A 19,887-nucleotide genomic window follows, 5' to 3' on the forward strand; every position below is an offset into this window, starting at 1 on the left:
GATTTGAGAGGCGAGCATGGCTCTAGCCCGCGGCCGCCGCAGCGAAGGCGCCTTCAACTACTGGCCCGGATTCGTCGACGCGCTGTCGACGCTGGTGCTGTCGATCGTGTTCCTGCTGTCGGTGTTCCTGGTCGTGCAGTTCTTCCTGTCGCAGGAGGTGACCGGCAAGGACAAGGCGCTGGAGCAGCTCAACGCCAAGATCGCCCAGCTCACCGAGCTGCTGTCGCTGGAGAAACTCGGCAAGCTCTCGCTCGACGACCAGGTCTCGCAGTTGAAGGCCGGCCTCGCCTCGGCCGAGAGCGAGCGCGACCGCATGAAGGGCCTCTATGAAGGCCTCGCCAACGCCGGCAACGACGCGCAAGGCAAGACCGCCGAACTCGGCAAGGCGCTCGACTCCGAGAAGGCGGTCTCGGCGCGGGCGCTGGCGCAGATCGAGGTGCTGAACCAGCAGATCAGCGCGCTGCGCCGGCAATTGGCGGCCCTCGAAGAGGCGCTCGATGCGTCCGAGAAGCGCGACAAGGAATCGCAGAACCGCATCGCCGATCTCGGCTCGCGCCTGAACGTGGCGCTGGCGCAGCGCGTGCAGGAATTGTCGCGCTATCGTTCGGAGTTCTTCGGGCGGCTGCGTGCCATTCTCGGCAACCGTCCTGATATCCGCGTGGTCGGCGATCGCTTCGTGTTCCAGTCCGAAGTGTTCTTCGACACCGGACAGGCAACGCTGCTGCCCGAGGGTCGCGCCGAACTCGACACGGTCGCCGCCGCGCTGATCGAGCTCGACAAGAAGATCCCGGCCGAGATCGCCTGGGTGCTGCGGGTCGACGGTCACACCGACGTGCGGCCGGTGAACGGCCCGAACTTCAAGTCGAACTGGGACCTGTCATCGGCGCGCGCGATCTCGGTGGTGCAATATCTGATCTCGCTCGGCGTGCCGGCCCAGCGGCTGGTCGCCGCGGGCTTTGCCGAATTCCAGCCGCTCGACACCGCCAACACCGAAGAGGCCTACAAGCGCAACCGCCGCATCGAGCTGAAGCTGACGGAGCGGTAGTGAGCGCGCTCCGCCTCCGCCCCTATGCAGACGCCGACGAGGCGGCCGCGATCGACCTCTGGCATCGGACCTGGCAGCAGGCTTATCCGCAGATCGATTTTGCCGCGCGGCTCGACTGGTGGCGCGAACGCTGGCGCAAGGATCTGGTGCCGAAGGCCCAGATCGTGGTCTCGGAACAGGACGGCGCGCTGACGGGTTTCGTCACCATCGACGGCGACGGCTATCTCGACCAGCTCGTCGTCGATCCCAATCATTGGGGCTCGGATGCGGCAAGACTGCTGGTGCATGAGGCAAAACGCCTGTCACCGTCAGGCGTGACGCTGCTCGTGAACAAGGACAACGCCCGCGCCATCCGCTTCTACGAGCGCAACGGTTTTGCGCATGCCGGCGAGGATTTGAACCCGACGTCGGGACGGCCGGTGCTGAAGATGGCGTGGCGGCCGTGACTTCCGTCACGCAATAGCCCGACGCGGACTGCTAGTGTTGCAATCAGCAAACTGATGGAGAGGATCAATGCGGCTGAGCGATCTGGCCAAAGGGTCTTCGGTCTTTCTCGGCGTCATCGTCGCGGGCTATGTGTCGAGTGTTTATGTCGACCAGCGCTTGGCCTCACCGCCCAAGGCAGCAACTGAAACGACAGGTTCGCCTGCGCTAACGAACAGTCCTATTCCGACAGACAGCCCGGCGCCAGCCAACGGCGGGTCACCTTGCATTGGCGAGGGCGGAAGCTGGAAGAACTGGCCGTGGCCGAACGTGCCGATGGGCTCGCCCAAGTGTCCGTGAGATCAGCGACGCCTCACGCCCCCTCGAACTGTAACCTCGCCAGCCTCGCATAAAGCCCGTTCGCCGCGACGAGCTCGGCATGGGTGCCCTGCTCGACGATCCTGCCCTGGTCCATCACCAGGATGCGGTCGCAGGACAAGACGGTGGCGAGGCGATGCGCGATGACGAGCGTGGTGCGGTGCTTCATCAGCTCTTCGAGCGCGGTCTGCACCAGCGTCTCGCTTTCGGCATCGAGTGCGGAGGTCGCTTCATCGAGCAGCAGCAGCGGCGCATCGCGCAGGATGGCGCGTGCGATGGCGATGCGCTGGCGCTGGCCGCCAGACAGCGTCACGCCGCGCTCGCCGAGTGGCGTGTCAAAGCCTTCGGGCAGGCGGCGGATGAACTCGCTGGCATGCGCGAGATCGGCGGCACGCTCGACCTCGGCATCATCAGCATCGGGCCGGCCGAAGCGGATGTTTTCACGGGCGCTGGCGGCAAACACGTTGGATTCCTGCGGCACCAAAGCGATGCGCGAGCGGAAGTCGCGCGGATCGGCGGACCTCACCGGCACGCCATCGAGCGAGATCGAACCGCCGCGTGGATCGTAGAAGCGCAGCAGCAAATGGAAGATCGTGCTCTTGCCGGCGCCGGACGGGCCGACGATCGCGACCTTCTCGCCAGGACGCACCGCGAACGACACGGCGTCGAGCACGTTGACATCGGGCCGCGCGGGATAGGCAAAGCTGACCCGATCGAAGCCGACCTCGCCGCGCCCCGGCACGGGCAGCACGCGCGGCGCCGCGGGCGCTGCGATTTCCGGCTTCACATGCAAAATCTCGAACAGGCGTTCGGCGGCGCCTGATGCCGCCGACACCTCGCCCCAGACCTCGCTGAGCTGGCCGAGGCCTGCGGCCGCGAAGGCCGCATAGAGCACGAACTGGCCGAGCCGGCCCGGCGTGATCGTGCCGGTCAGCACGTCATGCGAGCCGATCCAGAGGATGCCGACCACGCTTGCGAACACGATGAAGATGACGATGGCGGTGAGAACCGCGCGGGCCTGTGTCGACGTGCGCGCGGCCTCATAGGCCTGTTCGACCTCACCGCCAAAGCGGTTCGCCGCAAGCCCTTCGCTGGTATAGGCCTGCACGGTTCGGATCGCGCCGACCAGCTCGCCGGCATAGGCGGACGCATCCGCCAGCGTGTCCTGCGCATTGCGCGACAGCCGCCGCACCCAGCGCCCGAACGCGACCAGCGGCAGCACGATCAGCGGGATCGCCAGCAGTACGAAGCCTGAGAGACGCGGGCTGGTGATCACCATCATCGCTGCCGCGCCGAAGAACATCATCAGATTGCGCAGCGCGATCGACACGGAGGCGCCGACGGCGGATTTGATCTGCGTCGTGTCGGCCGTGAGCCGCGACACCAGTTCGCCGCTGCGCGCGGAGTCGAAGAAGGAGGGCGACAGCGAGAGCAGATGCGCAAACACGTCGCGCCGGAGATCGGCGACGATGCGCTCGCCGATCGTCATCACGAGGTAGTAGCGCGATGCGCTCGCGAGCGCGAGCACGGCAACGACCGCGATCATCACCGAGAAGTAATTGTTGATCATCGCGATGCCTTCGGGCGTCAGCCCGAAATCGATCATCCGGCGCACCGCGACCGGCACCAGCAGTGTGGTCAGCGCCGCAATCGTCAGCGCAACGAAGGCAAGCGCCGCGCGGCCGCGATAGCGGGCGACGTAGGGCGCGAGCGCCATCAGCGGCCGCAGCTTGGCCCGGCCCTTGGCCGGTTGCTCGATCAGTTCGGCTTCGATCGACGGGGCCTCTGCGGGCCCGGTTTCAAGCCGTTCAACAGCGCTCATTGGAATCCGACCAAAAGAGAGACGTTGGCTCCACATAGGCCGCTGCACGGGGCGAGGCAAATCCGGGATGTACCGTAGGGGACGGCCCGGTTCTCAAGTCCCCACAATGGCTTGTTTTAAGGGGGGCTGTGAGGTATAGACCCGGCCAAATCCGTCATTCGATAGCCACTCAAGCAAGGCGCCGGGCGCCCTAGGAATTGCCATGAAAGCCGAGATTCATCCGAATTATCATACGATTAAGGTCGTCATGACCGACGGAACCGAGTACCTGACCCGCTCCACCTGGGGCAAGGAAGGTGACACGCTGAACCTCGACATCGACCCGAAGTCGCACCCGGCCTGGACCGGCGGCAACGCCCAGATCATGGATCGCGGCGGCCGCGTCTCGCGCTTCCAGAAGAAGTTTTCGGGCTTCCTCAAAAAGGATTGATCCGGCCGGCAAGGCGGGAACGAAAAACGCCCCCGGGAGACCGGGGGCGTTTTTGTTTTTCCGCATGTCATTCCGGGGCGGTCCGCGGGACCGAACCCGGAATCTCGAGATTCCGGGTTCGATGCTTCGCATCGCCCCGGAATGACGAAAAGCTTACCGCTCGAACGCGGCCTTCAATGCGTTGAGGTGCGGCACCAGCGGGTTGCCGATCGCGATGTGGTCGGCCGGCGGGGTGTGGATCGAGCTATCGAGCCGGCGCACGCGGGTCTGCAGGCTCATCGAGCGATGGATCAAATCCTGGAGCTGCGTCGGCAGCTTCTCGATGGTGTCGGAGGGACCGGGATCGGCGGCGGTGAGCTTGACCTTGGTCTTCTCGCGGTTGGCCTGGACCAGCGTCATCTCGCCTTCCTTCACGGCACGGTGCAACAGCAGCCATGAGGCGAGCTGCATCAGGCGCGTGGTGAGGCGCATGCTCTCGGTCGCGTAGGTGAGGCTGACGGCCCGGTCGAGCGCCTTGGCCTCGGTGCGGCCGGCACCGTCGAGATAAGCGGCGGTCTCTTCGACGAGATCCATGCCCTCGCGGAACAGGACGCCGAACGCCGCAGAATTGGTGAACCGCTCGCTGAGTTGAACGAGAGCGCCGTCGGCTTGCAAACGTTCCATGGTTAACGCCCCTTACGCAACTGTTTACCTGTCCGGCTTTTGCGCCGGCTTATGATGAACAAATCATTGCGCGGGGGGATCGCGGAGTCCAGCGGCAAGCGCGGATATGGTTTCCGCGGGTCGTTCCGAGGAACTCAACCGGAAATGGAGGAAAAAAAGAGCCGCCGGAGACCGGCGGCTTTGAAAGTTGATAACAGGGAGGCGTCAAACAGAGTGGACAGGAGCCACTCGGTGTCCAAACGAGGACAGTTCCAGTCATAAACTCGAAAGCTTAATGGTGCGTAAACGAACGATTATTTTGAGGGTTCGTTAGGCATGTCGGCCAGTGGACGAGTGTCTCTCCGTCGTCGCCCCGGCGGCCGGGGCCCATAACCACGGGAGGCGTGGTCGCACGAGCAGGTAACTCGGAGTCATCGCCCAATGACCTGCACGGAGTATGGGTCCCGGCCTTCGCCAGGACGACAGACATTGGTTTGACGACGACTACGTCTTGAAAAAGCTGTTCGCCGCATCGCGCGAGGCGCGCTTCTTGGTGGCGGCTTCTTCCAGTCTTGCGATCTCGGTCTTGAGCAAGGAGACGCGCTCGGTCAGTTCCTCGACCGACAACAGTGAGAGATCCTGTCCGATCTCGTGGGTGACCTTCTTGCGCGGGCGGTCGTCGTCTTCCATCGGCATCGTCGTTCCTCCTGCGTCCGCCGACCGGACCACACCGCTTGATACACGGCTTGGGCGGTTGCCAGTCCGGACTGCGCTGGCTAATCAAAGGCCTCGTTTCCCTCGCACCTTTGCTCAAGGACACATCATGGACAAGCTGCCCGCGCAAATGACCGTGGTCGCCATCTCCAAGCCCGGTGGACCGGAGGTGCTGCTGCCGGAACGGCGGGCTGTGCCGCAGCCCGGTCCTGACGAGATCCTGGTCAAGGTGCAGGCCGCCGGCGTCAACCGGCCCGACGTGGCGCAGCGCTCCGGCGCCTATCCGCCACCACCCGGCGCCAGCGACCTGCCCGGCCTCGAGATCGCAGGTGAAGTGGTCGCGGTCGGCAGCAACGCCAAGCGGCACAAGATCGGCGACAAGATCATGTCGCTGGTCGCCGGCGGCGGTTATGCGCAGTATTGCATCGCACAGGACGCGCAGGCGATGAGCGTGCCCCCGGCCCTGTCGATTAGGGAAGCCGGTGCGCTGCCGGAAACCCTGATGACGGTCTGGCACAATGTGTTCGAGCGCGGCGGCCTGAAAGCCGGCGAGACGCTGCTGATCCACGGCGGCTCCTCAGGCATCGGCACCATGGCGATCCAGCTCGCGAAGGCGTTCGGTGCAAAGGTGTTCGTCACCGTCGGCTCGCAGGACAAGATCGACGCCTGCCTCAAGCTGGGGGCGGATCGTGCGATCAATTACAAAACCGAAGATTTCGTCACTGTGGTCAAGGAAGAAACCGACAAGGTCGGCGTCAACCTGATCCTCGACATGGTCGCCGGCGACTATGTCGATCGCAACTATGACGCCGCTGCCGTCGACGGCCGCATCGTGCAGATCGCGACCCTCAACGGCCCCAAGGTCAGCGTCAACATCGCCAAGGTGATGGTGAAGCGGTTGACCCATACCGGCTCGACCTTGCGTCCCCGTAGTAATGCGGACAAAGCGGCGATGGTCGCCGCGATAGAGGCGAAAGTGATGCCGCTTCTGCGCGAAGGCCGGGTCAAACCCCTGATGGACAGTGCTTTCCCGCTGGAAAAGGCCGCCGACGCACACCGGCGCATGGAGACCTCCGCACATATTGGCAAAATTGTGTTGGAGGTCTAGGCCGCTGGCCCATCAAACCGGGCGGAAACCCTTTGATTTTCTTGGCTTTCGTGGCATCTATCGCGAAACGCCGAACCACTTCCGTCCGGTCTGAAATCGTCTTTACGTGCCAGCCTTGCGTGCCGTTCCTGCACTCAGAGTTTGCGTCGAACGCGGAGAACTGACCTTGCGTCTGATCAGGTGCCTCGCGCCCATCGCGCTGGGCCTCATGATTCTTGTCGCCGCGTATCCCGCGCGCGCGCTCGACGCTGTCAGCGTCCGCAGCGACGCGCCCGCGATCGACCTCACCGGCGTGCTCGAGCATCAGCGCAGCGACGCAGATCGCATCCAGGTCTCCACCGCGCCCGGCACCGACGGCATCGTCCGCCGCATCGAGGTGCGCGCCCGCGAGGGCGGCCAGAACTGGGTGGTGTTCGCGCTCGCCAACAACACCGACGATCAGCTCGACCGTCTGATTGTCGCTCCGCATTACCGCATCGTCTCCTCGGGACTGCTCTGGCCCGACCTCGGGCTGTCGCGCATCGCGACCATTACGCCGTCGATCGGCGACCGGCCGGAACGCCAGGAAAGCGCGACGGCCGACGTGTTCCGCATCACGCTCGATCCCGGCGCCGTCGTCACCTTCGTCGCGGAACTGCGCACCGACAAGCTGCCGCAGCTCTATCTGTGGGAACCGGAAGCCTACAAGGACAAGGTCAACTCGTTCACGCTGTACCAGGGCATCGTAATCGGCATCTCCGGCCTTTTGGCGCTCGTTCTCACGATTTTGTTCGTGGTGAAGGGCAGCATCATGTTCCCGGCGGCCGCAGCGCTGGCCTGGGCGGTGCTGGTCTATATCGGCGTCGATTTCGGCTTCTGGGGCAAGGTGCTCGACATGTCGAACAACGCCGAGCGCATCTGGCGCGCGGCGGGTGAAGCGATATTGGCGGCGACGCTGCTGGTGTTCCTGTTCGCCTATCTCAATCTCAGTCGATGGCATGTGCGCTACTCGCACATCACGGTGGGTTGGCTCGCGTTCCTCGGCTCGTTGGTCGCGCTCGCGCTATTCGACCCGGCCGTCGCCTCCGGCATCGCACGCATCTCGCTGGTGCTGATCGCGTTCGCCGGCTTCGCGCTGATCGTCTATCTCTCTACCCATGGTTTCGACCGCGCGGTGCTGCTGATCCCGACCTGGTTCCTCCTGGTGGTCTGGGTGGTCGCGGCCGGCATGACGGTTGCGGGCTCCGTTACCAACGACATCGTCGGCCCTGCCCTGCTCGGCGGCCTCGTGCTGATCGTGATGCTGATCGGCTTCACCGTCATGCAGCACGCCTTCGCCGGCGGCGGCGCCACCACAGGCGTCGTCTCCGACATCGAACGCCGCGCGCTGGCGCTGGCGGGTTCCGGCGATCTGATCTGGGACTGGGACGTGTCCGCCGACAAGGTTTTCACCAGCCCCGAGACGGAAGCCCTGCTCGGACTGAAGCGCGGCACGCTCGAAGGACCCGCGGCCTCGTGGCTAGAAGTGCTGCATCCGCTCGACCAGGACCGTTTCCGTGCCGCGCTCGATAGCGTGCTCGACCAGCGCCGCGGCCGCCTGGTGCAGGATTTCCGCCTGCGTACCCCCGACGGTCATTTCATGTGGTTCGCGCTGAAGGCGCGCCCGGTGGTCGGCTCCGACGGCGAGGTCTCGCGCGTGGTCGGTACGCTCACCGACGTCACCGAGCTTCGCAACGCGGAAGAGCGCCTGCTGCACGATTCCGTGCATGACAATCTCACGGGCCTGCCCAACCGCAAGCTGTTCATGGACCGGTTGGGCGCCGTCGCGCATTTCGCCAAGACCATGCCGACGCTGCGGCCGACGCTGATGGTGATCGATCTCGACCGCTTCAAGCAGGTCAACGATTCCGTCGGCATCGCGGTCGGCGATTCCATCCTGCTGACGCTGGCCCGCCGCCTCACCCGCATCCTGAAGCCGCAGGACACGCTGGCGCGCCTCGCCGGCGACCAGTTCGGCCTGATCCTGCTCTCGGAGCAGGACCCGGCGCGGATCACCAATTTCGCCGAGACCATCCGCAAGACCATCCGCGCGCCGATCGCCTTCAACGACCGCGAGATCTTCCTGACCGCCTCGATCGGCATGGCGCTGTCCGATCCGCAAACCCAGCTCACGGACGAGATCATCAAGGACGCCGAGCTTGCGATGTATCATTCCAAGCGCATCGGCGGCGACCGCATCGACGTCTACAAGCCGGCAATGCGCGCGCGGAAGACCGACCGCCTGACGCTGGAGAGCGAGCTGCGCCGCGCCATCGAGCGGCAGGAGCTCACCATCCTTTACCAGCCAATCGTCCGGCTCGAGGATCGCTCAGTCGCCGGCTTCGAGGCACTGGTGCGCTGGGATCATCCAAAACTCGGGCGCATGGCGCCGTCGGAATTCATCACGATCGCGGAAGAGACCGGCCTGATCGTCGATCTCGGCATGTTCGTGCTCGACCAGACCGCCAAGCAGCTTTCGATCTGGCAACGCGCGATGCGCTCGCGCGAGCCGATCTTCGCGTCCGTCAACGTCTCCTCGCGGCAGCTGCTGCGCCACGATTTGATTCACGATATCAGAACCGTGCTGTCGCGATCTTCAGTCGCGCGCGGCACGCTGAAGCTGGAATTGACGGAATCGCTGGTGATGGAGAATCCGGAGCACGCCGCGCAAATGCTGACGCGGATCCGCGAGCTCGGCACGGGGCTGTCGCTCGACGATTTCGGCACCGGCCATTCCTCGCTGGCCTATCTCCAGCGCTTCCCGTTCGACACCATCAAGATCGACCAGTCCTTCGTCCGCACCACCAACCGCGGAACGCGGCCGGTGATCCTGAAGTCGATCATCGCGCTCGCACATGATCTCGGCATGGACGTGGTGGCGGAAGGCGCCGAGACCGATTCCGACGCGGTCGAACTGTATCAATTGGGCTGCGAATACGCGCAGGGCTTCGCCTTCGGCGAGCCGATGGACGCGGATGCCGCGATGCGCCTGCTGACGGAAGTGCGGCTGGAAGCAGCGAGCTGATCGTTCGACGCGCGAGGTGCCGTAGGGTGGGCAAAGGCGCACTTGCGCCGTGCCCACCATCCTGAAGACGTGGGCACGCTTCGCTTTGCACACCCTACGATACTTAAGAGCGCCGCGGCCTCTCGATATCCACGCGGGAACCCATTCCGAGAACGTTGACCTGGATCAATGCCGTCTACGGTCCGCGTGCACCGCATGTTGCGCCACTTGGAGGAAGTTCCAATGCGCACATTAGCTTTGACGATTTTGGCCATAGGCATGCTCTTAGCATCAGGGCATGCCCGGGCTCAGAGATATGATCCGGCTTATCCCGTTTGTCTGTACGTCGTCGCCTTCGGAGCTACCCCTTACTATCGATGCAGCTACCATACGATGGACGAATGCAGGGCATCGGCCAACGGTCAGATGTGCGTCCTCAACCCGTACTACGGTGGTGCGACGGCGCCGATGCAAGAGAACAAGCGGCATGATCGTCGCCCGGTCGGATCAAGATCGGCCGCACACGCCGAGACCAGAGCGTATGTGCCACCTAAATCACCGATCCACTCCCGGTCCGCACCGTTCAATCAATCAAATGAACCGTATTACGGAGCTTCCCAAGGTTACGCGCCGGGCGAAAAACAACAATTTCTCGAAAGCGTGAGACGAAGCCTCTAGAACGGGATTGTCAGGTTGAATCGCGCAGCGGCGGGGACGTTCACCTCTCCCGTTTACGGAAGGGAACATACCGGACCAGGAAATCTCGCTACCTCCGCCGGTCGTTCTTCCGCTTCGTGAACCGCACGCTCGCACCGTCAGCCATCCGCGTCGCCACGAAGCCCGCGGCGAGGCAGGCTTCGCGCTGCGGCATCTGGATATCGGGGCTGCGCAGGCTGTCCCACCATGACGCACGGTTGGCCGCGCGCGGCAGAGCAGCGCCGATGATCTCCTCGATCTGCTCGAAGGTCAGCACGAACTCCGCCTGCTTGTGCCGCATCAAGTAGTCACGTAGCGCATCGTAGTCGTTCACGTCTGTCCTCTCGTCCGAAGCCCGGATCCAGCCGATCGGGCCTGCCAAAAATCGCTAGCCGGATAAACCATTCCTTAACTCATCGCGGCGGTGCCGTCGCGGCTTAAACACTGAGCAAGCTTTCAGGCGCATCCACTAGTATCGGGAGCAAAGGATGCTGTCTGGATGGCGCAAAGCCAAGGCCCGCCGGCCCTGGCGTATATCGGCAAAGCTGTTGATCATCACGTCCGTCGTGACGGTGATCGGCTTTTCCGCCATTTGCGTCAACGTCATGCTGGACATGCGCCGCGGCGAGGAGGCGCTGGCCCGCCAGACGCTGGAAAACCTGGCCACCTCGATCGACGCCGACATCAGCCGCAACATCGATATCTACGACCTCTCCCTGAAGGCGGTCGTCAACAACATGCTGCTGCCCGAACTCGCCACGGTCTCGAGATCGGTCCGTCAGCTCATCCTGTTCGATCATGCGACCACGGCTCGGCATTTCGGTGCCATCCAGGTCTTCGATGCCGACGGCAGGCTGACCATCGACGCCTCGACACTGGATCCGCAAGCCGAGAACCGCGCCGACGAAGAGTATTTCCGAATTCATCGCGACAATCCGGACGTCGGACTGTTCATTAGCCGTCCGATGCTGTTCCGCGGCGCCTTTTCGATCGTGCTGAGCCGGCGCATCAGCGATACCGACGGCGGCTTCATGGGGGTCGTGGCCGGCTCGATCCGCTACACCTATTTCCACGAACTGTTCGAGCGGCTGAGCCTCGACCCCGAGGACACCATCACCGTGCTCAAGCGCGACCGCACCATCATGATGCGGCGGCCGTTTGATCTCGACATCATCGGCAAGAATCTGGGAACGCAGCAGAACTGGAAACCTGACAATCTCAGGGCCGGCGGGTCCTACGCCGGTAAGGGGCCGGTGGATGTGACGCCGCGCCTTTACGTGCGCAGCAGCGGCTCCGGCCCGTTGTTTGTCGTGGCAGGCAAGCCGCTGAGCGCGGTGTTCGCATTGTGGCAGAGAGAAGCGCTGCGCATCGGCGCCGTGGTGCTGATGCTGTCCCTGTTCGTGCTGGGCTCGGCCATCGTGCTCGCCCGCGAGATCGGCCGGCGCGCGGATGCCGAAAGCAGGCTCGAGGAGATGGCGACGACCGACGCGCTCACGGGCCTGCGCAACCGCCGCAAGTTCGACCAGGTCATCGACATGGAATGGCGGCGCGCCATGCGCCAAAAGACGCAGGTCGCGCTGCTGATGATCGATGCCGATCACTTCAAGGCCTACAACGACACGTTCGGTCACCAGGCCGGCGACCAGGTGCTGGTCGGCATCGCCATCTGCATCTCGGATTCGGTGCGCCGCGCCGGCGACTGCGCCGCACGCTATGGCGGCGAGGAGTTCGCCGTGCTGCTGCCGAACACGTCGGCCACCGACGCGTTCAGGATCGCCGAGACCATTCGTGCCAAGGTGCTGGGCTGGTCCGATGGCGGCGCGGGATCGACCGTCTCCTGCGGCGTCGCCAGCCTCGCGCCCACTGCTGGCATGGACTGGGCCGTGCTGGTCGCCGCCGCCGACAAGGCGCTCTATGCCGCAAAAGCCGGCGGCCGCAACCAGTCGGTGGTGGCAAGCTTGGCGCAGCTGTCGCTGGTGGCGTGAGCGGCTACTGCTCGAGATACTTCTTCATCTCCGCGATCAGCCCCTCGCGCAGCTCGGGCCGCTTCAGCGCATAGGCGATGTTGGCGCGCAGGAAGCCGGGCTTGGAGCCGCAATCATGACGCTCGCCCTCGAACTCGACGCCGTAGAATTTCTGCGATTTGGCGAGGCCGATCATCGCGTCGGTGAGCTGGATCTCGCCGCCGGCGCCGCGCTCCTGGGTCTCCAGAATCTTGAAGATCTCGGGTTGGAGAATATAGCGGCCTGTGATCGAAAGGTTTGAGGGCGCCGTGCCCTTGGCCGGCTTCTCGACCATGCCATCGACCTCGAACATCTTGCCGGTGCGCTTTCCGACGCCGCAGATGCCGTATTGATGGGTGAGATGGTCGGGCACCGCCTCGACCGCGATCAGGTTGGATTTCTCGCCGAGCGTTGCCGCCGTCTCGACCATCTGCTTCAGGCATCCGGGCGAATTGAGCACGAGCTCGTCGGGCAGCACCACCGCGAACGGCTCGTTGCCGACGATGTCGCGCGCGCACCAGACCGCGTGGCCGAGGCCGAGCGGCGCCTGCTGGCGGGTGAAGCTGACGGCGCCGGCTTCCGGCTGGTTCTGCGCCAGGATCTCCTGCTCGGCCTTCTTGCCGCGCTGACTGAGCGTCGTGTCGAGCTCGAACATCCTGTCGAAATGGTCTTCGATGACGTTCTTGTTACGGCCGGTGACGAAGATGAAGTGCTCGATGCCGGCTTCCCGCGCCTCGTCATAGACGTACTGGATCAGGGGCTTGTCGACGATGGTGAGCATTTCCTTCGGCATCGCCTTGGTGGCGGGCAGGACGCGGGTGCCGAGGCCGGCGACGGGAAATACGGCTTTGCGGATTTTCATGGGATTGTCAGACGCCTCAAATGGGTAGATCGAGCGATTTATCTCACCTTGGTAACCGTTTTGCAGCCGCGAACAAAGGCGGATGTATGATGAGCCGCGAAGCGCGGGCACGGAAATTTCACTGATCCAAGGCCCCCGACCGGCCACTGCGATCGGCATTGATCAAACGGTCGCGCGAACATCTTTAAGATCGGGCATTAGAAATTTACAATCTAAGATTGACTTATTCGCCATTTAGATATTTGCTTCGCTCTTCATTTGAAGTCAGCGGAGCGCAGGTATGCCCAAGACCCGCCGGCCGATAACTCTCATTTGTCCATTCATTGTCGCATGCATTGTCGTTGATTTGCCTGCTTGGCAAGCAGCCGGACAGGCCGGTCCGACCATCGCGGTCAGTGCATCGGTTCCGAACGAGCTGAACCCACCCTTCGTCCAAGGCCCCCCCTCCACCGGTGGCGCACCGGCGGCTTCGCCGGAACAGGCATCGGCATTCGCCTGGCAGGAATTCATCGCGCTCAATTGGCCTGCCGGTCCTCAAACCGGTGAACCAGGCCAGCGTGAAGCACCGTCATCGACGTGCAAATTCGGTGACCCCTCTCCCGACTGCAAGCTGCTGGTTTGGCAAACCATGCGCGGCAAGGCGGAGATCTTTCCGGGCGATTCAAATCCGCCGCACGGATATAGCGGTTCGACTGCTGCCACATCATGGGGCTACGATTCGCTGCCGGCCTACAATTACGTGCTGCCCGTTCTCGCGTGCGATTCCAGGCAGTCAAATGATCCGACGCCTTGGATAAACCTGGACGAAACCGATCAAATCACCCTGGACAACATGTACGCCGGCGTCGTCAACCCTTCGAGCTCGCCAGGCAATTCGTCGCCGCAGCTGATCCGTTTTCTCGCGAAGGCAAACAGGTCGCAATACGTTTATGTCGCAGGCAACAGCGACCCCAACAACTTCATGAATCAATGGTGGAATCAGATTCCGCCGGACGTCGTCGCCGCAACCAAGGCCTACCTGGCCAAGAACGAAGCCAGCCCAACCGCCGGCAGCAAGACGCTTGTGAGCCTTCCCGATGGGACGATCGAGGTGAAGGCCGGCTGGCGACCGCTGAACAACGCGGAGATCGGGTCAGGGCGTTTTCAAACACAAACGGTGCGGTTCTACGAGAACGGCTCCGGTGGCCCGTGCTATCGCGACGCCAGCTGGGGTCTCGTCGCATTGCATATCATCCAGAAGACGCCGTCAGCGCCGTACTTCATTTACGCAACCTTCGAGCAGGCCGACAACATCCTGACTGCGGATGGCAAACCGATCGAAGACGTGGACGGCAACATCCAACAACCCGAACCGGCGACGGCCACGACGCCACAGGTCTGCCTGGTCGATCCGCAACCGCCGATGTCTTCGCCGCCTCCGGTGGAACTCACCAGCAAACTGGGGACGGTCATCCTGACGTCCGATCCAGCGACCTGCAAACCGGCGCCAACCGCGAGCTACTGTGGCTCGCCCGGCAGCCAGCTCTACTATCGCAACGCCACGTTTCCACCGACGAACAACCAGCCGAGTGATGGAAACATCTGCGTTAACAAACGCGACAATGCGATTCCGCCTTATGCCATCGCAGCCAACGCGCAGGCTCATGCCGCGATCACGGCCTATCTGAAGCAGAACAACTTCACCACTGCGCCGGCTCTCTACTACAAGCTCGTCAACGTCCAATACTTTCCCTACGACAAGATTCCAAATCCCAATCTTCCAAACGGCTCGTTGTATACGGCTCAGCCGCCGTACGCGGCGACGAACCCGGCGGCCTCGAGCTACTATCAGGCCAACATTGTCGTGGAGACCAATCGCTCGCTTCAGTTCTTTGCCGGCGGCTTGTCGCCCAACATCAGCACCGAATGGAATCAGGACGGCTCTCCGCACAAGAACAGTTACTACGGCGGCAAGTTTTACAACATGGGTGGCTGCATGGGATGCCACGGCAGCCAGGGTCAGAACCCGGCCGGCAGTGCGGGCGATTTCAGTGTGATCCTCGCGCGTGGTTCGGTAACGCTGCCCGAAGTCCCCGCGGTGGAAACATCCAAAGGCCTAACCAACGTGCGACGTAATCGACGGCTTAGCAGATAACCGGCTCATCAACTGTAGAGAGGGGCATCTCATGGCTACCCACAATCATGCGTTCTTCGAGGCAATGAACTGCCCGACCGCCGTGACCTGGACCAACGACATCCAGAAGCTCTTCACCCCGACGGATGTCGCTCATATGAAGCAGGTCACCAATAACCAGCTCGATCTGAGCAATTATACATCAGTGAAGATCTGGGCCCACAAAATCTACAACGAAGTGTCGAGCCAAGCCATGCCCCCGCCGGGCTCCGGCGAGCAGCCCTGGCCGGCCGCTTGGGTCAACACTTTTGGATGCTGGATCAAGCAAGGCTGCCCGCAATAGACATCCAAACCGGCAACTCAACAAGTTGCCGGCGTTAGCGGCAACGCCCCCTGCCCGACCTCTGGAGTAGTGGCCGGGCAGCTATGTTCCGGAGCATCCGGTTTTCTCAAGGGTTCCTCGCCCGCAGATCTAACTATCGCGGGGTTGAGTGGCCCTCTTGGACTCTCCACCATCGACCGCGCACGTCCCCCACCACAGCAGACGCCGCATGAGCGAGCGAGAAGGTTGGACACCAACTGATCTCGCCCCACGGTCGATCTTTGCGACTGGACAACAGCACTCGCCAAACAGTTTACAGAAGGTAGCAAATGCGGATGCAGGGCTCCATCCGCGAAAAAGGTGACCAGCAAAAATTCACCTTTGTTAAGATATTGGCAACCGTAACGAGGCCTCCTGATGGCGGATTTTCGGCCGGACGGATGGGATATGAGGCAATCGGTGGCAGGCTTGGCAAAACGCGGCGGATCTCTGGCGAGCGCAACAATGATTGCGGCCGCGCTTCTGTTCCCTGTGTCCGCGCGGGCCCAAGGGCAACAAGGACAACAGGGGCAAAGCGGCCTGTCCAACCTGTTCGGCGGTATTTTCTCCGGCTCGAATCCGGCGCCGTCGCAGCCGGCCCCGGGCGGGGCCCAGACGGGAGCTCAACCTTGGAGCGGCGAGGACGGCGCCTCCGGCCATCCGCTGATGACGGCGGCTGCGATCCGCGAGGCGGCCGGCAATTTCGACAATTGCGTTGCGGGCATGTGGCCTGATGCCGCACGGCGCGGCATCACGCAGGAGAATTTTCAGCGCTTCACCGCTGGGCTGTCGCCCGACTTGCGCATCATGGACCTGATGGACTCTCAGCCGGAGTTCTCCAAGTCGATCTGGGACTATCTCGACATCCTCGTGAACGACAACCGCCTCGCCAAGGGCAAGGAAATCCTCGCCCAATACAAGGCGCAGTTCGACGCGACCGAAAAGGCCTATGGCGTCGACCGCTATATCATCGCGGCGATCTGGGGCATCGAATCCAACTATTCGACGCAGATGGGCGACCGCAGCGTGCTGCAATCGACCGCGACGCTCGCCTGCGTCGGCCGCCGCCAGGCCTATTTCAAGGACGAGTTCCTCTCGGCACTGGAGATCCTCAACCGCGGCGATCTGCGCCCTGAGCAGATGCGCGGCTCCTGGGCCGGCGCATTCGGCCCGACCCAGTTCATGCCGACCGCGTTCAAGCGCTTTGCCGTCGATGGCGACGGCGACGGAAGGCGCGACGTGGTCGACAATCCGACCGATCTAATCGCCTCGACAGCGAACAATCTGAAGAAGGACGGCTGGCAGAGCGGCCAGACCTGGGGCTTTGAGGTCGTGGTGCCGCAGGGCTTCAACTACATGCTGGCCGACCGGGCCAAGATGATGACGCTCGCACAATGGGAGAAGCTCGGGCTCAAGCGGGCGACCAATCAGCCTTTCCCACATCCGGCGGATAAAGCCTATTTGCTGGCGCCCGCCGGCGCGCAGGGGCCCGGCTTCCTGATGCTGCAGAACTTCCGCGTCATCATGAAATACAATCCCGCCGAGGCCTATGCGATGGCGATCGGCCATTTCGCCGACCGCCTGCGCGGCGGGCAGCCCTTCGTGCAGCCATGGCCGCGGCAGGAACGGGAGCTGTCGCGGACCGAGCGGCTGGAACTGCAGCAGCTCTTGGCCCAGCGTGGCTTCTACAAGGGTACCCCGGACGGCCAGTTCGGCGGCCAGACCCGGGAGGCGTTGCGCAACTTCCAGGTCTCGATCGGGCTCCCTGCCGACGGGTTTGCCACCTCCGACGTGCTGGACCGGCTGCGCGGGCGGTAAAAGCGGCCCGAAAGTAACCCTGAGCGGCGATTTTGGCCGGATCGGCGGTGTATTCCCTAAGAATCTGCAAGAGAATTTGCCCGTTTGGCGCCCGATTCCGTTATTATAACGACCTATCTCCAGACCCCATTGCGCGCGCCCGAGATCGCATGTCGAAGCCAAAATCCTTTTTCAAGGCGCTGACCGAGACCGGCCCGCTGATCGCGCTGGGGACGGCGCTTGCGATCCTGGTCTCGATCGCGGGACCGGCCTCGGCGCAGTTCTTCAACTTCCCGGGCTTCGGTGGCCCGCCGCAGCGATCGGCGCCGCCGCCGCAGCGTGGTGGCGGCTGGTTCGGCGGTGATTTCTTCGCGCCCTTCCAACAGCAGCAGCAGCAGGCCCCGCGCCAGGATTTTTCGCGCGCGCCGGCACCCGCCAAGCGTGACACCATTCCGGACAAGAACGTGCTGGTGATCGGCGATGCCATGGCCGACTGGCTCGCCTATGGCCTTGAAGACGCCTACACCGAGCAGCCCGACATGGGCGTGATCCGCAAGCACAGGACCACGTCTGGCCTGATCAAGTATCAGCCGAAGGGCGAGCCCTCGGACTGGGCCGCGGCCGCGAAGGGCATTCTGGAGACCGAGAAGCCTGACGTCATCGTCGTCATGCTCGGCCTCAACGATCGCATGTCGATCCGCGAGCCTGTCACCGACAAGCCTGCGGAGAAGGACAAGGACAAGAAGAACGACAAGGGCGCGCGCGCCAAGCCGCAAGGAAAAGGTGACGCCAAACCGGGTGACGCGAAGTCCGGCGAGACCAAGTCCGACACCGCGGCAAAGCCGGACGACAAGCCCGTCGACACCGACCTGCCGCAGGACGACGCCGACAACGCGGACACGCCCGCAGCCGCGCCCGAAAAGGCCCCGCGTAATCCAAATGGCGTCTATGAATTCCGCGACGACCGCTGGGTTGAGCTCTACGGCAAGAAGATCGAGGAACTTGCGGGCGTCCTGAAGGCCAAGGGCGTGCCGGTGCTCTGGGTCGGCCTGCCCGCGATCCGCGGACCCAAGGGCACCGCGGACATGCTGTTCCTGGATTCGCTCTATCGCGAAGGCGCAGCCAAGGCCGGCATCACCTATGTCGACGTCTGGGACGGCTTTGTCGACGAGGCCGGCCGCTTCCTGCAGAAGGGTCCTGATTTCGAAGGCCAGATCCGACAGCTGCGCAGCGGCGACGGCGTCTATTTCACCAAGCCCGGCGCGCGCAAGCTCGCGCACTATGTCGAACGCGAGATCACGCGTCTCCTGGCCGGCCGTTCCGGTCCGATCGCCCTGCCGAGCGAACCGGCAACGCCCGACACCAACGCCGAGCCCGGCAAGCCGCCGCCGCGGCCGCTCGCCGGCCCGATCGTGCCGCTGGTTGCGGCCTCGATCTCGACCGATCAATTGCTGGGTGGACCCGGCACGCGCCCCGCCTCCGTCGATGCGCTCGCGGCCAGGACGCTGGTGAAGGGCGAACCGCTGGCCGCGCCCGCGGGCCGTGCGGATGATTATTCCTGGCCGCGCCGCGAGGTCGGCCGCGAGCAAGCCAAGGGCGATACGCCTGTTGCGGCGACGACGCCCGACGGCGGCGCTGCGGCGCCCGGCACGCCCGGTGCTGCCGCTGCGATCGCGCCTCCCAAGCCGGTCGCACCGAAGAAGCCGACGCCGCCGCCGCAGCCGGCACAGGCAACGCCGTCACTGCGTGATTTCTTCGGCTTCGGCTCGCCGCAACCTGCTCCGCGTCAACTGGCGCCCGGGCCGCGCAACCCGAATCCGAACCCCGCGATTCCGCGTCCGCCCGGCAATGTCGGGCGTGCAGCCGAAGTGGTTCGGTAGTTTAGTCTTATGTCCCGGACGCGGCGCAGCGCCTTGGTGGTGCGCCGCGGAGCCGGACCCAGCTTCTTCAACATCGACAAAGAATTGCCCCGGCTCTGCGCAGCAGCGCTTTAGCGCTGCAGCGCGTCCGGGGCACGAGAGCGCGTGTTTGTCGCTCAGCCGTAATAACGCCAGCGCGGCGGCGGGCGACGGGCGGGGCGCGACATCAGAAGCGCGAGGGCGAAGCCGATGCCGCCCGCGATCAGAAGCGAGCCGAGCGGATTGTCCTGCACCTTCTGGGCAATCGCCTGCGAGCCGTCACGCAAAGTTTCGGCCGGCTTGTCGTAAGCATCCTTGGCGTAGCTGGTGGCGGTGTCCGCGGCGTCACGGACGGCGTCCTTGGCCTGGCCGTAGAGATTCTGCACTGTGCCGGCGGCTTCGCGCGCTTTGCCCGATGCCTGCGTCTGCGCATCGCCTGCGAGATCGCCGACGGCGCCTTCAGCGCGTCCAGCGAATTCCTTGGCCGATCCGACGATCCTGTCCTTGTCCATGATGCTCCTCCTCCGGGGTCAGCCGGAGTAACCGATCAGGCGCAGCGCAGTTCCAATCAGG

At 63.7% G+C, this 19,887-nt stretch carries 18 protein-coding genes; 12 read left to right on the top strand and 6 right to left on the bottom strand.

Going from position 1 to position 19,887, the window contains the following annotated elements:
* Positions 1 to 16 precede the first annotated feature (16 nt).
* The 3 genes from L6639_RS17935 (at position 17) to L6639_RS17945 (ending at position 1,828) form a co-directional block, all read left to right on the top strand.
* A complete protein-coding gene (locus tag L6639_RS17935) occupies positions 17 to 1,045 on the top strand; it encodes a peptidoglycan -binding protein (protein WP_237863045.1) in 1,029 nt (342 codons plus the stop codon).
* The gene (locus L6639_RS17940; protein ID WP_237863046.1) at positions 1,045 to 1,491 is read left to right on the top strand and encodes a GNAT family N-acetyltransferase; all 447 of its coding nucleotides are present in this window, start codon (positions 1,045 to 1,047) and stop codon (positions 1,489 to 1,491) included. The genes L6639_RS17935 and L6639_RS17940 overlap by 1 nt, the downstream gene beginning before the upstream one ends.
* Positions 1,492 to 1,558: 67 nt before the next feature.
* Positions 1,559 to 1,828, top strand: a complete 270-nt coding sequence (locus tag L6639_RS17945) for a hypothetical protein (protein WP_237863047.1) — start codon at positions 1,559 to 1,561, stop codon at positions 1,826 to 1,828.
* 13 nt (positions 1,829 to 1,841) lie between these two features.
* Here L6639_RS17945 and L6639_RS17950 read toward each other — a convergent pair whose 3' ends face one another.
* Positions 1,842 to 3,668 (bottom strand): ABC transporter ATP-binding protein/permease, encoded by a 1,827-nt coding sequence (locus L6639_RS17950; protein WP_237863048.1) that lies wholly within the window; start codon positions 3,666 to 3,668, stop codon positions 1,842 to 1,844.
* Positions 3,669 to 3,870: 202 nt separating this feature from the next.
* On the opposite strand from L6639_RS17950, the gene rpmE reads away from it, so the two are divergent.
* Positions 3,871 to 4,098 carry a 50S ribosomal protein L31 gene (rpmE, locus tag L6639_RS17955; protein WP_025034016.1) on the top strand — a complete coding sequence of 76 codons (228 nt, stop codon included), beginning with the start codon at positions 3,871 to 3,873 and terminating at the stop codon, positions 4,096 to 4,098.
* Positions 4,099 to 4,251: 153 nt separating this feature from the next.
* Here the strand turns inward: rpmE and rcdA are convergent, their stop codons facing one another.
* Together rcdA and L6639_RS17965 are read right to left on the bottom strand one after the other, a co-directional pair.
* Positions 4,252 to 4,761, bottom strand: coding sequence for a protease adaptor protein RcdA (gene rcdA, locus L6639_RS17960; protein ID WP_237863049.1), 510 nt, complete (start codon positions 4,759 to 4,761; stop codon positions 4,252 to 4,254).
* A gap of 483 nt (positions 4,762 to 5,244) precedes the next feature.
* Positions 5,245 to 5,436, bottom strand: a complete 192-nt coding sequence (locus L6639_RS17965) for a DUF1192 domain-containing protein (protein ID WP_237863050.1) — start codon at positions 5,434 to 5,436, stop codon at positions 5,245 to 5,247.
* 127 nt (positions 5,437 to 5,563) lie between these two features.
* On the opposite strand from L6639_RS17965, the gene L6639_RS17970 reads away from it, so the two are divergent.
* From L6639_RS17970 to L6639_RS17980, 3 genes are all read left to right on the top strand, one after another.
* Positions 5,564 to 6,562 (top strand): NAD(P)H-quinone oxidoreductase, encoded by a 999-nt coding sequence (locus L6639_RS17970; protein ID WP_237863051.1) that lies wholly within the window; start codon positions 5,564 to 5,566, stop codon positions 6,560 to 6,562.
* Between the two features lie 166 nt (positions 6,563 to 6,728).
* Complete coding sequence (locus L6639_RS17975; RefSeq protein ID WP_237863052.1) at positions 6,729 to 9,605, top strand: EAL domain-containing protein; 2,877 nt, start codon at positions 6,729 to 6,731, stop codon at positions 9,603 to 9,605.
* Between the two features lie 222 nt (positions 9,606 to 9,827).
* Positions 9,828 to 10,262, top strand: a complete 435-nt coding sequence (locus L6639_RS17980; protein ID WP_276576240.1) for a DUF3551 domain-containing protein — start codon at positions 9,828 to 9,830, stop codon at positions 10,260 to 10,262.
* 88 nt (positions 10,263 to 10,350) lie between these two features.
* On the opposite strand, the gene L6639_RS17985 is transcribed toward L6639_RS17980, so the two are convergent.
* Entirely contained in the window at positions 10,351 to 10,614 is a 264-nt protein-coding gene (locus tag L6639_RS17985) for a DUF7662 domain-containing protein (protein WP_237863053.1), read from the bottom strand.
* Between the two features lie 154 nt (positions 10,615 to 10,768).
* On the opposite strand from L6639_RS17985, the gene L6639_RS17990 reads away from it, so the two are divergent.
* Positions 10,769 to 12,265 (top strand): GGDEF domain-containing protein, encoded by a 1,497-nt coding sequence (locus L6639_RS17990; RefSeq protein ID WP_237863054.1) that lies wholly within the window; start codon positions 10,769 to 10,771, stop codon positions 12,263 to 12,265.
* A gap of 4 nt (positions 12,266 to 12,269) precedes the next feature.
* Here the strand turns inward: L6639_RS17990 and galU are convergent, their stop codons facing one another.
* Positions 12,270 to 13,145 carry a UTP--glucose-1-phosphate uridylyltransferase GalU gene (gene galU, locus L6639_RS17995; RefSeq protein WP_237863055.1) on the bottom strand — a complete coding sequence of 292 codons (876 nt, stop codon included), beginning with the start codon at positions 13,143 to 13,145 and terminating at the stop codon, positions 12,270 to 12,272.
* A 280-nt stretch (positions 13,146 to 13,425) separates the two neighbouring features.
* On the opposite strand from galU, the gene L6639_RS18000 reads away from it, so the two are divergent.
* From L6639_RS18000 to L6639_RS18015, 4 genes are all read left to right on the top strand, one after another.
* The gene (locus L6639_RS18000; protein WP_237863056.1) at positions 13,426 to 15,279 is read left to right on the top strand and encodes a hypothetical protein; all 1,854 of its coding nucleotides are present in this window, start codon (positions 13,426 to 13,428) and stop codon (positions 15,277 to 15,279) included.
* Between the two features lie 31 nt (positions 15,280 to 15,310).
* The gene (locus L6639_RS18005) at positions 15,311 to 15,601 is read left to right on the top strand and encodes a hypothetical protein (RefSeq protein WP_237863057.1); all 291 of its coding nucleotides are present in this window, start codon (positions 15,311 to 15,313) and stop codon (positions 15,599 to 15,601) included.
* A gap of 426 nt (positions 15,602 to 16,027) precedes the next feature.
* Positions 16,028 to 17,437, top strand: coding sequence for a lytic murein transglycosylase (locus L6639_RS18010; RefSeq protein ID WP_237863058.1), 1,410 nt, complete (start codon positions 16,028 to 16,030; stop codon positions 17,435 to 17,437).
* Between the two features lie 149 nt (positions 17,438 to 17,586).
* Entirely contained in the window at positions 17,587 to 19,296 is a 1,710-nt protein-coding gene (locus L6639_RS18015) for an SGNH/GDSL hydrolase family protein (RefSeq protein ID WP_237863059.1), read from the top strand.
* Between the two features lie 155 nt (positions 19,297 to 19,451).
* Here L6639_RS18015 and L6639_RS18020 read toward each other — a convergent pair whose 3' ends face one another.
* On the bottom strand, positions 19,452 to 19,826 hold the full coding sequence (locus L6639_RS18020; protein ID WP_237863060.1) for a CsbD family protein: 375 nt from the start codon (positions 19,824 to 19,826) through the stop codon (positions 19,452 to 19,454).
* Between the last annotated feature and the right edge of the window lie 61 nt (positions 19,827 to 19,887).

The sequence above is a fragment of the Bradyrhizobium zhengyangense genome, assembly GCF_022012555.1.
Taxonomy (GTDB): domain Bacteria; phylum Pseudomonadota; class Alphaproteobacteria; order Rhizobiales; family Xanthobacteraceae; genus Bradyrhizobium; species Bradyrhizobium zhengyangense.

Bases quoted from the DNA above. Each gene is read 5' to 3' on its own strand.
- L6639_RS18020 (WP_237863060.1), bottom strand. From the start codon at position 19,826: ATGGACAAGGACAGGATCGTCGGATCGGCCAAGGAATTCGCTGGACGC.
- L6639_RS17980 (WP_276576240.1), top strand. From the start codon at position 9,828: ATGCGCACATTAGCTTTGACGATTTTGGCCATAGGCATGCTCTTAGCA.
- rcdA (WP_237863049.1), bottom strand. From the start codon at position 4,761: ATGGAACGTTTGCAAGCCGACGGCGCTCTCGTTCAACTCAGCGAGCGG.
- L6639_RS18005 (WP_237863057.1), top strand. From the start codon at position 15,311: ATGGCTACCCACAATCATGCGTTCTTCGAGGCAATGAACTGCCCGACC.
- L6639_RS17970 (WP_237863051.1), top strand. From the start codon at position 5,564: ATGGACAAGCTGCCCGCGCAAATGACCGTGGTCGCCATCTCCAAGCCC.
- L6639_RS17945 (WP_237863047.1), top strand. From the start codon at position 1,559: ATGCGGCTGAGCGATCTGGCCAAAGGGTCTTCGGTCTTTCTCGGCGTC.
- L6639_RS17950 (WP_237863048.1), bottom strand. From the start codon at position 3,668: ATGAGCGCTGTTGAACGGCTTGAAACCGGGCCCGCAGAGGCCCCGTCG.
- L6639_RS18000 (WP_237863056.1), top strand. From the start codon at position 13,426: ATGCCCAAGACCCGCCGGCCGATAACTCTCATTTGTCCATTCATTGTC.
- L6639_RS18015 (WP_237863059.1), top strand. From the start codon at position 17,587: ATGTCGAAGCCAAAATCCTTTTTCAAGGCGCTGACCGAGACCGGCCCG.
- galU (WP_237863055.1), bottom strand. From the start codon at position 13,145: ATGAAAATCCGCAAAGCCGTATTTCCCGTCGCCGGCCTCGGCACCCGC.
- rpmE (WP_025034016.1), top strand. From the start codon at position 3,871: ATGAAAGCCGAGATTCATCCGAATTATCATACGATTAAGGTCGTCATG.
- L6639_RS17935 (WP_237863045.1), top strand. From the start codon at position 17: ATGGCTCTAGCCCGCGGCCGCCGCAGCGAAGGCGCCTTCAACTACTGG.
- L6639_RS17965 (WP_237863050.1), bottom strand. From the start codon at position 5,436: ATGCCGATGGAAGACGACGACCGCCCGCGCAAGAAGGTCACCCACGAG.
- L6639_RS18010 (WP_237863058.1), top strand. From the start codon at position 16,028: ATGAGGCAATCGGTGGCAGGCTTGGCAAAACGCGGCGGATCTCTGGCG.
- L6639_RS17990 (WP_237863054.1), top strand. From the start codon at position 10,769: ATGCTGTCTGGATGGCGCAAAGCCAAGGCCCGCCGGCCCTGGCGTATA.